12 protein-coding genes are annotated in these 13,412 nt (G+C 67.6%); 9 read left to right on the top strand and 3 right to left on the bottom strand.

What is annotated here, in order from left to right; all coding sequences use genetic code 11:
• The first annotated feature begins 101 nt into the window (after window positions 1-101).
• From AC5QAH_RS15350 to AC5QAH_RS15325, 6 genes are all read left to right on the top strand, one after another.
• Entirely contained in the window at window positions 102-1,067 is a 966-nt protein-coding gene (locus AC5QAH_RS15350) for a hypothetical protein (RefSeq protein ID WP_241888739.1), read from the top strand.
• A complete protein-coding gene (locus tag AC5QAH_RS15345) occupies window positions 1,060-1,608 on the top strand; it encodes a GTP-binding protein (RefSeq protein WP_010481027.1) in 549 nt (182 codons plus the stop codon). Before AC5QAH_RS15350 ends, AC5QAH_RS15345 begins: the two co-directional genes overlap by 8 nt.
• The gene (locus tag AC5QAH_RS15340) at window positions 1,601-2,017 is read left to right on the top strand and encodes a roadblock/LC7 domain-containing protein (RefSeq protein ID WP_057502417.1); all 417 of its coding nucleotides are present in this window, start codon (window positions 1,601-1,603) and stop codon (window positions 2,015-2,017) included. The genes AC5QAH_RS15345 and AC5QAH_RS15340 overlap by 8 nt, the downstream gene beginning before the upstream one ends.
• Before the next feature lie 53 nt (window positions 2,018-2,070).
• Entirely contained in the window at window positions 2,071-2,430 is a 360-nt protein-coding gene (locus AC5QAH_RS15335; protein WP_043397376.1) for a hypothetical protein, read from the top strand.
• A 165-nt stretch (window positions 2,431-2,595) separates the two neighbouring features.
• Entirely contained in the window at window positions 2,596-4,326 is a 1,731-nt protein-coding gene (gene aceK, locus AC5QAH_RS15330; protein ID WP_241874394.1) for a bifunctional isocitrate dehydrogenase kinase/phosphatase, read from the top strand.
• A gap of 61 nt (window positions 4,327-4,387) precedes the next feature.
• Window positions 4,388-5,278, top strand: coding sequence for an energy transducer TonB (locus AC5QAH_RS15325; RefSeq protein ID WP_029379722.1), 891 nt, complete (start codon window positions 4,388-4,390; stop codon window positions 5,276-5,278).
• 34 nt (window positions 5,279-5,312) lie between these two features.
• Here the strand turns inward: AC5QAH_RS15325 and AC5QAH_RS15320 are convergent, their stop codons facing one another.
• The 3 genes from AC5QAH_RS15320 to trxA form a co-directional block, all read right to left on the bottom strand.
• Window positions 5,313-6,887 (bottom strand): sensor domain-containing diguanylate cyclase, encoded by a 1,575-nt coding sequence (locus tag AC5QAH_RS15320; RefSeq protein ID WP_010481036.1) that lies wholly within the window; start codon window positions 6,885-6,887, stop codon window positions 5,313-5,315.
• Between the two features lie 207 nt (window positions 6,888-7,094).
• Entirely contained in the window at window positions 7,095-8,837 is a 1,743-nt protein-coding gene (rho, locus tag AC5QAH_RS15315) for a transcription termination factor Rho (RefSeq protein ID WP_029379723.1), read from the bottom strand.
• 229 nt (window positions 8,838-9,066) lie between these two features.
• Window positions 9,067-9,396 (bottom strand): thioredoxin, encoded by a 330-nt coding sequence (gene trxA / locus AC5QAH_RS15310; protein WP_005411275.1) that lies wholly within the window; start codon window positions 9,394-9,396, stop codon window positions 9,067-9,069.
• 510 nt (window positions 9,397-9,906) lie between these two features.
• Here trxA and rhlB point away from each other — a divergent pair.
• From rhlB to ftsX, 3 genes are all read left to right on the top strand, one after another.
• A complete protein-coding gene (rhlB, locus tag AC5QAH_RS15305; RefSeq protein ID WP_010481045.1) occupies window positions 9,907-11,628 on the top strand; it encodes an ATP-dependent RNA helicase RhlB in 1,722 nt (573 codons plus the stop codon).
• A gap of 144 nt (window positions 11,629-11,772) precedes the next feature.
• On the top strand, window positions 11,773-12,459 hold the full coding sequence (gene ftsE, locus AC5QAH_RS15300) for a cell division ATP-binding protein FtsE (protein WP_005419728.1): 687 nt from the start codon (window positions 11,773-11,775) through the stop codon (window positions 12,457-12,459).
• A 3-nt stretch (window positions 12,460-12,462) separates the two neighbouring features.
• Entirely contained in the window at window positions 12,463-13,410 is a 948-nt protein-coding gene (gene ftsX / locus AC5QAH_RS15295) for a permease-like cell division protein FtsX (protein WP_135275325.1), read from the top strand.
• The last annotated feature ends 2 nt before the right edge of the window (window positions 13,411-13,412 follow it).

Below are 13,412 nucleotides of genomic sequence, written 5' to 3'. Positions count from 1 at the left end.
CCGCTTCCGATCTGAGCAGTCGATCACGACGGCTGCCGCTGGCGATGTCCTAGCCTTGGCGACGCGAGGCCACCGGGGAGGTGGCCGCACGGGGAACACGGATGGCACGCGTGCTGGTAGTGGGAACCGACATCCAGGGCGAGCAGGCCCTGCTGCAGCGGCTACGCGTAGCATCGGCGCTGCCGGACGGCCAGATCCGCCGCAGCCAGGATCTGGACGATTGCGACCTGCTGGTCATCCGCGATACGCCGGCGCTGCGCAACGCGGCCCTGCGCATGCGCCAGCAACGCCCGCGACTGCAGTGCTGGATCGAGGATCTGGGGGGCCAGCTGCGCGACGGCGATGGCCATCAGGGCATACTTGATGACGGTGCCATCGGCCGCGCCCTGCGCGGGATGCAGTTGGCAGTGGAGCCCCTGACCATGCACGCACCCGCACCGATCCGCCTGGCTGATGGTGCGCATGCCATCACCCGTCTGCTGCGCGAGCGGCTGCCGCTGCGACAGGGGCAGGCACTGCTGAGTGACGCGGGTGACCCCGTCCTGCTGATGGACCTCGAGCATGACCAGGCCGTGCTGCTGCAGGAGCCCGCGAGCGCGCTGGTGGAGCGTTTGGCCGATGCCTTCGAGCGCCTGCAGCTGGATGCGCTCACGCCGGCTCGCCTGCAGGCCCTGGCCGGTGAGCGGCCGCGCCAGCCACTGCGGCCCCTGCTGTGGCAGTGGGCACAGCGCAGCCGACATTGGCAGGCACTGGACGAACGCCTGCGTGGCGCCTCGGTGAAGGTGCTGCGCTGGCCGGATTTCCGCGTGCTGGGTCATGACCACGATGGCTTCCGCCTGTGTTCGCTGCTGCTCAAGCGCGCGTGCACGGTTGAAGAATGCGCGATGCTGCTCGAGTTGCCGGCTGCGGCGGTGCGTGATTTCATCCATGCCGCCTATCTCTGCGGTTACGCACAGTTGCAGAGCGCCCCGGCGGCACCGATGACGGCACTACGCGGCAATGGCACCGACAACGGCCTGCTTGCCCGCCTGTGGCGCCACCTGCGTGGGAGCGAGCGCAATGCGTGAGCACAAGGTGGTCGTGCTCGGTGGCATGGGCAGCGGCAAGTCGACACTCGTGCGCAGCATCGCGGCAGGTGCGGTGATCGACACCGATGTGGCCAACAGTGATCGCCTCGGTGCCGACAAGGCCTCCACCACCGTCGCGCTGGACTACGCAGACATCGACCTGCCCAACGGCGAACGCCTGCGGCTCTACGGGACACCCGGCCAGCAGCGCTTTGATTTCCTGTGGCCGATCCTGCTGCAGGGGGCACGTGGTGCGGTGCTGCTGCTGGACGCGCGCCGTGCCGGGTTGGCCGGCGAGCTGGAGGACTACCTGCAGGTGCTGCAGCCGTTCGCAGCGTCATTGGCGCTGGTGGTGGCGGTCACCCATCTCGACCAGGCGCCGCACGCTGCGCTGGACGACTGGGCTGCACGCGCCAGCCTGGATGATCAACCGCTGCCTTTGCTGGCGGTGGATGCCCGCGACCGCGAACAGGGATTGCTGCTGATGGATGTACTGATGAGCGAAATGGAAGCGCACGCACTGGTGGCCGCGCATGGCTGACGGGCAGATGGCGGTGCTGCCCGATGCCGGCCAGCGTGCGCGCCTGCAGCCGCTGCTGCAGGACCTGCAGCAGCGGGTGGAAGGCGTGCGCACGGTAGTGCTGGCCAGTGTCGATGGCTTTGCCCTGGTCAGCGCTGGTGCCGAAGGGCGCGGCGAACGGCTGGCGGCAATGACCAGCGCGATGCTGGCGCTGGCCGCGGCGGTCGGGCGCGAACTGCTGCTGGGGGATCTGCAGACGCTGATGCTGGAGGCGGCCGGCGGCAAGGTGCTGATGCTGGCGATCCAGGCCGAGGGACGTGCACCGCTGCTGCTGATGGCGGCCTGCGACCAGCGCAGCGTGATCGGCCAGGTGCTGTGGCAGAGCAGGGAATGTGGCCAGGCGATCCTGGCCGAACTCGGCGGATCGTGAGCCCGGCCGCAGGGGAACGAGGGGCTCGAACCAACATCGACAAGGGGTGCGACGTGGCTGGATTGAATGAATCGTTGAACGCACTGATGGGCATCGACGGCGCGCAGGCAGTGGCGCTGGTCGACTACGAAAGCGGCATGCTGCTGGGCGAGGCCGGTGCCGGCATGGACATGGAAGTGGCCGCCGCCGGCAACACCGAAGTGATCCGCGCCAAGATGAAGACCGCCGCGTCGCTGAACCTCAATGACAGCATCGAGGACATCCTGATCTCGCTGGGCAAGGCGTACCACATCATGCGCCCGGTGGCGAAGAAGAAGGGCTTGTTCTTCTACATCGTGCTGGACCGTACCAAGTCCAACCTGGCGCTGGCCCGGCGCAAGGTGCAGGACGTGGAGTCCGAACTGGCGATCTGAGCCATTGGCTTCGGTAGAGTCGAGCCCGCCCGACTGCTCTTTGCTACTGTAGAGCCGAGCCATGCTCGGCTGCTTCTGCCTGGATCAGCCGAGCATGGGCTCGGCTCTACACAAGCAACCCCACGCCAGCGTATGGTAAAGCCGGTCTTCCCGGGTGAGCCATGCATGTCCAAGCCTGACATCGCTACCGAGCTGGCGCCGCGTATCGCCGGTGCCATCCGCGATGGTTTCGAGCAGTACCATGCCCGCTTCGCGGCGATCACCGCGCGGGCGCGGCAGCGCTTCGAGCAGCGCGACTGGGCCGGTGCGCGACAGGATGCGGTTGAGCGCATCGCCCTCTACGACCTGTGCATCGCCGAGCAGATGGATGCGTTGCGCCGCCTCGCCGGTGACGCGATCGGCGAGCGCGCGCTGTGGCTGCAGGTGCACGCTGGCTACAGCGCGCTGTTGCAGGGCCTGATCGACGCCGAGCTGTACAAGACCTTCTACAACACGCTGTCGCGGCGCCTGTTCGCTACCCGCGGCGTGGACCCGGCGCTGGAATTCATTGCTTTCGACGTCGAGCCTTCCGATGCAATCACCCATCCCGTCGCGCGCCATACCTATGCCGTCTCGCCGACGCGGCCGGTGGAGGCCCTGCAACGCGTGTTGGCCGATTATCGTTTCGACATTCCGTATGCGCACCAGCTGCGCTGCGCGGCGGCCATCGCCGTTCGCCTGCAGGACGACCTCGCCCATTGGGGGGACACGCCGGTACGCAGCATCGAACTGCTCGACACCGTGTTCTACCGCGAGCGCCGCGCCTATCTGGTTGGACGTGTATTCGGCGAGCACCGCTTCTCACCCTGCGTGATTGCCCTGGTCAACGACGCGCGCGGCCTGCGTGCCGATGCGGTGCTGACCCGGCGCCGTGATGTTGCCCATCTGTTTGGCGTGTCGCGCAGCTACTTCCAGGCCGATCTGGGTACGGTGGGCGATGCCGTGGTGTTCCTGCGCAGCCTGCTGCCGGGCAAGCCCATCGATGAGATCTACACCGTGCTGGGACGTGCCAAGCAGGGCAAGACCGAGCGCTACCGCACGTTCTTCCGCCACTTCAACGAGCACCCGCAGGAGCGGCTGGTGCATGCCGAAGGCACGCCGGGCATGGTCATGGCGGTGTTCACGCTGCCCAGTTATCCGCTGGTGTTCAAGCTGATCCGCGACCGTTTCGCGTGGCCCAAGGCGATGTCGCGGCAGCAGGTGGAAGAGAAGTACGCGCTGGTGTTCAATCTCGATCGTGTCGGCCGCCTGCTCGATGCGCAGCCCTATCGTCATCTGCGCTTTCCGCGCGCGCGTTTCGCGCCGGCCCTGCTGGACGAACTGCTGCAGCAGTGCGCGCAGAGCGTACGCGCTGATGGCGATGAGGTGGAGATCGCACTGTGCTACGTGCAGCGCCGTTTCCGTCCATTGAACCTGTACCTGCGCGAGCAGGGCGGTGAGGCGGTGCGCGCGGCGGTACTCGACTACGCGCAGGCGATCACCGACATGGCGCGCAACAACATCTTCCCCGGTGACATGCTGCCGAAGAACTTCGGTGTATCACGGCACGGCCGGGCCGTGTTCTACGACTATGACGAGCTGTGCCTGGTCAGCGACTGCGTGTTCCGTGCGTGGCCGCAGCCGCGTACGCCGGAGGAGGCCATGGCCGACGAGCCCTGGTTCCATGTTGGCCCGCGCGATGTGTTTCCCGAGCGCTTCGGTCCATTCATGGGCCTGCCGGCTGCGGAGCTGGCAGCCGTGCGCGAGCACTACCGGCACCTGTTCGACCCGGGCTGGTGGCAGGGCCTGCAGGAACGCTTCGCACGAGGGGACTATCCGGATACGCCGCCCTATGCGGGTGCACACCGGCTGGCCTGAGCCGGCTGTCATGGGTATTGGGACTGAGGTACGCTCGCTGTTCATCACCAAGGATCCGGCAATGATGCGTTCTCCACTGTTTCTCGCCCTCGCGCTGGCCGTCGGTGCCGGCGCCCCCCTGCTTGCAGGTGACGCCACTGCGCAGACCGCACGCGCTGTACGTGCGACTGCGGAAATGAGCATGGTGCTGTCCGGTCATATCGAGGTCACGCCGGAGGGCGCGGTCAGTTCGCTGGTGCTGGACCAGAAAGCCATGGTCGCCCCGAGCATCGCCTCCTTCGTCGAAGGCACCATCGGTGGCTGGCGCTTCGAGCCCACGCTGCGTGATGGCCAGGCGGTGGCCACGCGGGCCCCTTTGCGCGTTCGCCTGCGCGGCAAGGCTGCGGCCGACGGCGGTTATGAAATCAGCATGACCAGTGTCGACTTCAGCGAGTACGATCCTGAGGCCACTGGTTCGGTGACCCCGCTGCACATGACACCGCCGCGCTACCCGGAGGCGGCCTACCGAAACGGTGGCCAGGGTGAGGTGCTGCTGCTGGTCAAGGTGGCGCGCGACGGAACAGTGGCCGACGTGGCCGCCGAGCAGGTGAACATGGCCGTGGTCGCATCCGAGCGGACCCTGGCCAAAATGCGCGACATCCTGGCCAGAGCCAGCGTCAGCACCGCCCGCACCTGGACCTTCAAGCCACCGACCACCGGCGAGGACAGCACCCGGGACAGCTGGACGGTTCGCATCCCGGTGAACTTCGCCCTGAACCATGATCCCAATGCAGAGGCGGAACGCTATGGCCGCTGGCGCGCTTTCATTCCGGGGCCGCGGCAGAGCGTGCCGTGGCACGAGGCCGACCCGGTCGAGCAGGCCGGCAGCGATCTGCTGCCGGAAGGCGGCGTCTACATGGTGGACGGCGCCAAGCGCGGCCTGCGCCTGCTGACCCCGCTGCAACAGAGCTGAGACCCGCTGCGGAGCCGGGCAGCCCGGCTCCGCGTCAGTCGGCGTACGGGTAGACCACCACCCGGTTGCGGCCCTGTTCCTTGGCCATGTACAGCGCCTTGTCGGCCAGCCGCAATGCCTGCTCGGCGTCGACATGGAAGCTGGGGAAGTGGGCCACGCCCAGCGATACGGTGATGGTGCCGACCGGTTCGAACGGATGGTCGGCGATGTGCTGGCGCAGGCGTTCACCGGCCTGACGGGCCGATTCAGTACTGATGCCCGGCAGCAGCAGCAGGAATTCCTCGCCACCAGCGCGGCAGAGGATGTCGCTGTCGCGCGAGTAGCGGCGCATCTGGTCGGCGATGTGGACGATGGCGTTGTCGCCGACGTCATGCCCGTAACTGTCGTTGATCGACTTGAAGCGATCGATGTCCAGCGCCAGGATCGCAAACGGAATGCCCTGCACCTGCAGCGCGTCCAGCGCCTGCTGCAGCCCGCGGCGGTTGAGCAGGCCGGTCAGCGGGTCGGTGCGGCTGGCACGGTTGAGCGTGCCGATACGATCCTGCAGGGCATTGAAGCTGTGCAGCACGGCCTGCTTGAGCTGGGCGACCTCGAAGTACCAGGCGCGGATGCCGCTGACATGGTTGATCGCATTGCCGGTGTCCTCGCCGCCCTGCACATTGCGCGCCAGCTGCCACAGCGGCATCGAAATGCGGCGCGCGAACCACCAGGTAACCAGCAGCGACAGCAGGCCGAGCGGAATCGCATTCCAGATCACCGCGGTCATCAACCGTGACAGCGGCTGCAGGGTGGCCTCGGTCGGGCGCTGGGCAATGATGCCCCAGCCAGTGGCCGCCACCGGCGCATAGCCGGCCAGCATCGACACACCACGGTTGTTGCGTACCTGCTGTGCGCCACGCTCCCCGCGCACCACGGCCTTCACCGCCGGGTTGCCGACCACGTAGTCACCCACCCGCTTGCCATCGGCGTGGTACAGCAGGCGGCCATTGCGGTCCACCACGTACAGGTAGGAACCGTCGCGGTAGTAGTGCTTGCCCAGCAGCGTGTGCAGTGCGCTGCGCTGGCGCAGGTACAGGGTGCCGCTTACATAGCCGCGATAGCGACCCTGGCGGTCGAAGATCGGGTGCGACAGCGACACCAGCAGCTTGCCCGTGGCCGACTGGTAGGGATCGCTGATCATCGGCTGGCGCGCCGCCAGTGCCGCGTTGTTGCCGACACTGTGCAGCACCTCACCCTGCAGCTGCAGGGTCTGCGGCGAGGTGGCGATCACCAGGCCGTCGGCGTCCACCACCAGCGAGGAGTTGAAGCTGCTGGACTGCAGTTGCAGGCGGCTGGCTTCATCCTGGGCCTGCTTCGGATCGAGGTCGTGCTCGCCCAGGCGGGTTGCGGCATAGGCCAGCTGCTGCTGCGCAGCCAGCAGGAAGTTCTGGGTGGTCTCGGCCAGCTTGGTGGCATAGACGCGGTTGGCTTCCAGGGTGTTGCCGACCAGCTGGTCGCGCTGCACCCGGTAGCTGGCCAGCAGGGTGTTGGCCAGGGCGATGATGGCACTGAGCAGGGCCAGGGCGAGGATCAGCTTGCCCAGGTTGAGGCGGGGAGACAGCGTTCGCATGCGTCGACGGATCCGGCAGGAGGCTGGACCCGACCGGTTCTCCGGAAGGGGCGACAGCGGGAATCGGTGGCCAGGCCGTCAGGGCCGGGCAGGGGCCGGCGGATTATCGCCAAAAGTGGGCGGCGGCGAAGTGAAGTGCGTCGCCCTGCAGGCAAAAAAAAACCTGCCGCAGCGAGCGGCAGGTTTCTTCCGATGCAGCGCCGTGGATCAGCGCTTCATCGAACCGAAGAACTCGTCGTTGGACTTGGTGTTCTTCATCTTGTCGAGCAGGAACTCCATCGCAGCCATTTCATCCATCGGATGCAGCAGCTTGCGCAGGATCCAGATCTTCTGCAGCAGTTCCGGCTCGATCAGCAGGTCTTCGCGGCGGGTGCCCGAACGGTTGATGTCGATGGCCGGGAACACGCGCTTCTCAGCGATACGGCGGCTCAGGTGCACTTCGCTGTTGCCGGTGCCCTTGAACTCTTCGTAGATCACCTCGTCCATCTTCGAGCCGGTGTCGACCAGCGCGGTGGCGATGATGGTCAGGCTGCCGCCTTCTTCCACGTTGCGCGCGGCACCGAAGAAGCGCTTCGGGCGGTGCAGGGCGTTGGCGTCCACGCCACCGGTCAGCACCTTGCCCGAGCTCGGCACCACGTTGTTGTAGGCACGAGCCAGGCGGGTGATCGAGTCGAGCAGGATCACCACGTCCTTCTTGTGCTCGACCAGGCGCTTGGCGCGCTCGATGACCATTTCGGCCACCTGCACGTGGCGCGCGGCCGGCTCGTCGAAGGTCGAGCTGATGACCTCGCCGCGCACGGTGCGCTGCATTTCGGTCACTTCTTCCGGGCGCTCGTCGATCAGCAGCACGATCAGGTGCACGTCCGGGTGGTTGGTGGTGATGGCAGTAGCGACCTGCTGCATCATCATGGTCTTGCCGGCCTTCGGCTGCGACACGATGAGCGAGCGCTGGCCCTTGCCCTGCGGGGCCATCAGGTCGAGGATGCGGCCGGTGATGTCTTCCGACGAACCGTTGCCACGCTCCAGGGTGAAGCGGCGGCGCGGGAACAGCGCGGTCAGGTTCTCGAACAGCACCTTGTTCTTCGACGCTTCGATCGGCTCACCGTTGATGGTGTCGACGATGTTCAGCGCGAAGTAGCGCTCGCCGTCCTTCGGGAAGCGGATGCGGCCGGAGATGTGGTCACCGGTGCGCAGGTTGAAGCGGCGGATCTGGCTGGGCGAGATGTAGGTGTCGTCCGGGCCGGCCAGGTAGCTGGCTTCGGCCGCGCGCAGGAAGCCGAAGCCGTCCGGCAGGATTTCCAGCACGCCATCGGCGGCGACGCCGTCACCGTGGCGGGTCAGCACCTTCAGCAGGGCGAAGATCACATCCTGCTTGCGGGCGCGCGCCACGCCTTCGGAGATCTGCAGCTGCTCGGCGATTTCCAGCAGCTTCTGCGCCGGCATGCGCTTGAGGTCGCTCAGCGAATAGACCGGGAAGCCCTCGGGCACGTTGGCGTGCGGGCGCGGCACGAACGGCTGCTGCTCGCCGCCATCGTTGGGCAGGCCGTCGTCGCGGAAGCGGTTGTTGCGGTCACGGTCGCGGCGGTTGCGGAAGCGGTCGCGGCGGTTGCCCTGGCCTTGCCCCTGGCCCTGCTGGCCGTTCTGGTTGTACGGGTTCTGGCCCTGGTTCTGGCCGCCCCCCTGGTGGTTCTGCTGGCGCGGCTGGCCGGATTCGCGACCCTCACCGCCTTCGCCGCCGCCACTGCTGGCAGGGGCCTCGGCGGCGGGCGCGCTCGGTGCGGGGGCAGCAGCCGGTGCCTCGGGCGCGGCGGCCAGCGGCAGGGTCGGCTGCGCCGGAGCGGCGCTGGTTTCGGCGGCTGCCGGGGCGGCGGCCTTGCTCACGCGGGGCTTGCGCACGCGCTTTTCGGCGGGCGCATCGGCGCTGCCGGTTTCGGAAGTGTTATCGGACAAGAGCGTTATTCCTCGCTTGAAGGTGCGAGCGCCCGGCTGGGGCGGCGAACGTTGGGAATGGGTCTGGAGGAAACTGCGTCCAGAGGGTGCGGCACGCGAACGCGGCCGGATATGCCGACACTATCATCGGCCTGCGGCGCCGTGCAAGGGCTGCCGGGAACAGCATTCATCATGGGCGCGGGGCGCCCGCCGGCAGCCGCGGTCGGCGGCTGCCGGAGAACAGCAGCAATCAGGCCAGGGCCTTGTCCAGCAGGCCGGCCAGCTGGGCCTTGCCCACCGCACCGATCTGCTCGCCAACCTTCTCGCCGTCCTTGAACACGACCAGGTACGGAATCGAACGCACGTGGTACTTGGCGGCCAGCGCACGGTTGTGGTCGACGTTGACCTTGGCGATCTTGGCGCGGCCCTGGTAGGCATCGGCCAGCTCGTCCAGCGCCGGGGCGATCATCTTGCACGGGCCACACCACTCGGCCCAGAAATCGACCAGCACCGGTTCCTTGGAATTCAGCACTGCACTATCAAAGTCGGCGTCGCCGACATGTACAACCTTGTCGCTCATCTTGGTTTCTCGTCTTGGATTGCACCCGGCCATGCCGGAGGTGGGTGAACTGGGCCATGCCCGGTGGCGCGACCCTCGTCGTTGCCTCGCGGCGCACTGCCGCGGTGCGTTCGGCGGGATGCCTGGACGCTCACGGCCGGCAGTGTACCCCTATCGCAGGGCAGGGACAGGCGCCGGCTGGAACCCAGCGTATCGTGATCGCTTCGATGCCTGGTATGTGTCGGATTTCACTGTCTTCCTGTACATGGGGCTGGCAGTGGGCGACACCAGCGGGCCTGGCAGGGCCGTTCAAGTCCGGTGTGGCTGGGTGAAGGGCGCCGTCTCTTGACTTTATGAGACAGGTCATTCCGGTTTGCTGGCCCGAGTGCGTTAAACTGGGGCATTGTGCGGCGCGCGGACCGGGTGGTCCCAGCCTGCCAACCCGCCGCAGGGGCCGCAGTTTGCGACGGTGCCCCTAGACGCTGAAGTGCCAGCCGCCCCACGGGCCGGCGGCCATACCAAGACGGACTCATGAGCGACAAACCGCTGACCGATTTGACCTTTTCCTCCTTTGAGTTGCACCCGGCCCTGCAGGCCGGCCTTGAAGGAGCCGGATTCACCCGTTGCACCCCGATCCAGGCGCTGACCCTGCCCGTCGCGCTGCCCGGTGGTGACGTTGCCGGCCAGGCCCAGACCGGCACCGGCAAGACTCTGGCCTTCCTGGTCGCCGTCGTGAACCGCCTGCTGACGCGTCCGGCCCTGGCCGACCGCAAGCCGGAAGATCCGCGCGCGCTGATCCTCGCCCCGACCCGCGAACTGGCCATCCAGATCCACAAGGATGCAGTGAAGTTCGGTTCCGACCTGGGCCTGCGTTTCGCGCTGGTCTACGGCGGCGTGGATTACGACAAGCAGCGCGAACTGCTGCAGCAGGGCGTGGACGTGATCATCGCCACCCCGGGCCGCCTGATCGACTACGTCAAGCAGCACAAGGTGGTGTCGCTGCACGCCTGCGAGATCTGCGTGCTGGACGAAGCCGACCGCATGTTCGACCTGGGCTTCATCAAGGACATCCGCTTCCTGCTGCGCCGCATGCCCGAGCGCACCACCCGCCAGACCCTGCTGTTCAGTGCCACCCTCAGCCATCGCGTGCTGGAGCTGGCCTACGAGCACATGAACGAGCCGCAGAAGCTGGTGGTCGAAGCCGAGACCATCACCGCCGCGCGCGTGCGCCAGCGCATCTACTTCCCGGCCGACGACGAGAAGATCCCACTGCTGCTGGGCCTGCTGTCGCGCAGCGAAGGCGCGCGCACCATGGTCTTCGTCAACACCAAGGTGTTCGTCGAGCGTGTCGCGCGTTCGCTGGAAAAGGCCGGCTACCGCGTGGGCGTGCTGTCCGGCGACGTGCCGCAGAAGAAGCGTGAGAGCCTGCTCAACCGCTTCCAGAAGGGCCAGCTGGAAATCCTGGTGGCCACCGACGTGGCTGCGCGCGGCCTGCATATCGACGGCATCAAGTACGTCTACAACTACGACCTGCCGTTCGATGCCGAAGACTACGTGCACCGCATCGGTCGTACCGCGCGCCTGGGTGAAGAGGGAGACGCGATCAGCTTCGCCTGTGAGCGCTATGCAATGGGCCTGCCGGACATCGAGGCCTATATCGAGCAGAAGATTCCGTCCGAGCCGGTGACCAAGGAACTGTTGACCCCGCTGCCGCGCCCGGAACGCCCGGCCCCCGCAGCAGGCGAGGAAGGCGAGGACAACGAAAGCGTCGGCCAGATCTTCCGCGAAGCGCGCGAAGCCCGCGCCGCCGAGGAAGAGCGTCGGGGCGGTGGCCGTAGTGGCGGCCGTTCAGGCGGTGGTGGCCGTGGTGGTCGCGACGGTGAGCGCAGCGGCGAGCGCCGTTCGCGTGGCCCGCGCAAGCCGCGCGTGGAGGGCGAACAGGGCGCTGCCGCCCCGGCCGCCGGTGCCGAAGGCGCCGTTGCCCAGGCCCCGCGTCCGCCGCGCCCGCCGCGCGCCGAAGGCGCACCGGAAGGTGCGGTGGACGGCGAGCACAAGCCGCGCAAGCGCCGTCGTCGTCGCCACGGCCGTCCGGTCGAAGGTGCCGAGGGCGTGCAGAGCGCTGCCGGCAATGGCGCCAGCCCGGTCACCCCGGTGCAGGTGGTGGCCAAGCCGGTGCGTACCGCCGCTGATACCGGTGATTCGTTCCTGACCCGCATCGGCCGCAAGATCCGCCGGATGCTGTCGGGCAACTGATCGGTACTGCCGATCAGCGGGTAGCACCCGACCGTTGGTCGGGTGGCTTTGAAAGGTGTGCCGACCAACGGTCGGCACCCACCAGGCGGGGCCGGTGGCACCGACCATCTCCACGACGTCGCGCCGCTCCTGCATAATCGGGGCATGAGTGTCCTGCGCTTCGACAATGTCAGCAAACAGTACGCCGGTGGCCACGAGGCACTGACCGATGTCAGCTTCGAGGTCGCGCCGGGCGAGATGCTGTTCGTCACCGGCCATTCCGGTGCGGGCAAAAGCACCCTGCTCAAGTTGATCCACCTGGACGAGCGGCCCAGCCGCGGTGCGGTGGTGTTCGACGAGCGCAACCTGCTGAAGGTGCGTGGCGGCGACGTGCCCCGCCACCGCCGCGCGGTGGGTGCGGTCTACCAGGACCATCGCCTGCTGATGGACCGCTCGATCGCCGAGAACGTGGCGTTGCCGCTGATCCTGCGCGGCACCCGCCGTGGCGACATCAACAAGCGCGTGCGCTCGGTGCTGGAGCGGATGGGCCTGGGCCATCGCGAGAAGGCGTTGCCCTCGCAGCTGTCGGCCGGCGAGCAGCAGCGCGTCGGCATCGCCCGCGCCATCGTCGGCGAACCCAAGCTGCTGGTGGCCGATGAGCCGACCGGCAACCTCGACCCGACCCTGGCCGCGGAGATCATGGCCCTGTTCGCCGAGCTGCCCTCGCGCGGCACCAGCGTGCTGGTGGTCAGCCACGATCTGCCGCTGCTGCGTCGCATGCGCAAGCGCGTGCTGATCCTCGACCACGGCCGGCTGGTGGATGACATCTCGCCGCAGGACCTGGCGGAGTAACGCATGGCGAAGAACGAAAACAGCGAAGCCGCCGCGCCCTCGCGCGTGGGCGTCTGGTTCCAGCACCACGTGCACAGCGTGGTGTTCAGCCTTGGCCGCGCCTGCCGCAAGCCGTGGGCGACCCTGCTGACGGTGATGGTCATGGCGCTGGCACTGGCCCTGCCGCTTGGCCTGTCGATCGCGCTGGACAACCTCAAGCAGTTCGCCGGCAGCGTGCAGCAGTCGCGCGACATCAACGTGTTCCTGAAGGGCAACGTCGATGGTCCCGGCGCACTGCGCCTGGCCGGCCAGCTGCGCGACCGCGACGACGTGGCCGAAGTGAACGTGCGCACGCCCGAGCAGGGCCTGCAGGAACTGCGCGATGCCGGCCTCGGTGAGGCGATCGACGCACTCAACGACAATCCATTGCCCTCGCTGCTGGTGATCACCCCGGGCCAGGGCAAGGACGACGCACGCCTGGCGCGCGCGCTGGAGAGCCTGCCCGAGGCCGACCTGGTGCAGCACGACGCACTGTGGCGCCAGCGTCTGGATGCCTGGCTGGCGTTCGGCGCACGGCTGGTGCAGGTGCTGTCGGTACTGCTCGGCGTGGGCGCCGCGCTGGTGGTCGGCAACACCGTGCGCCTGGATATCCAGGCGCGTCGCGAAGAGATCGGCGTGCTGCAGCTGCTCGGCGCCAGTGATGGCTTCATTCGCCGCCCGTTCCTGTACCTGGGCGCGTGGTATGGACTGGGTGCCGGCGCGGTGGCGCTGGCCCTGATTGCTGCGGCCGGCGCCGCCCTGCGCCTGCCGCTGGCCGAACTCTCGCGCAGCTACGGCAGCCCGTTCGTGCTGCATGGCCTGGACCTGCTGCATGGCAGCCTGGTCCTGCTCGGCACGCTGCTGCTGGGTTGGCTGGGCGCGTGGCTGGTGACCGGCCATTTCCTGCGCCAGACCCGCCCGACCGACACCTGAGA

This window comes from Stenotrophomonas sp. YJH_SMC_43, assembly GCF_059372535.1.
The sequence above is the reverse complement of the archived record's forward strand: the minus strand, read 5'-3'. Positions and strand labels throughout refer to the sequence as shown.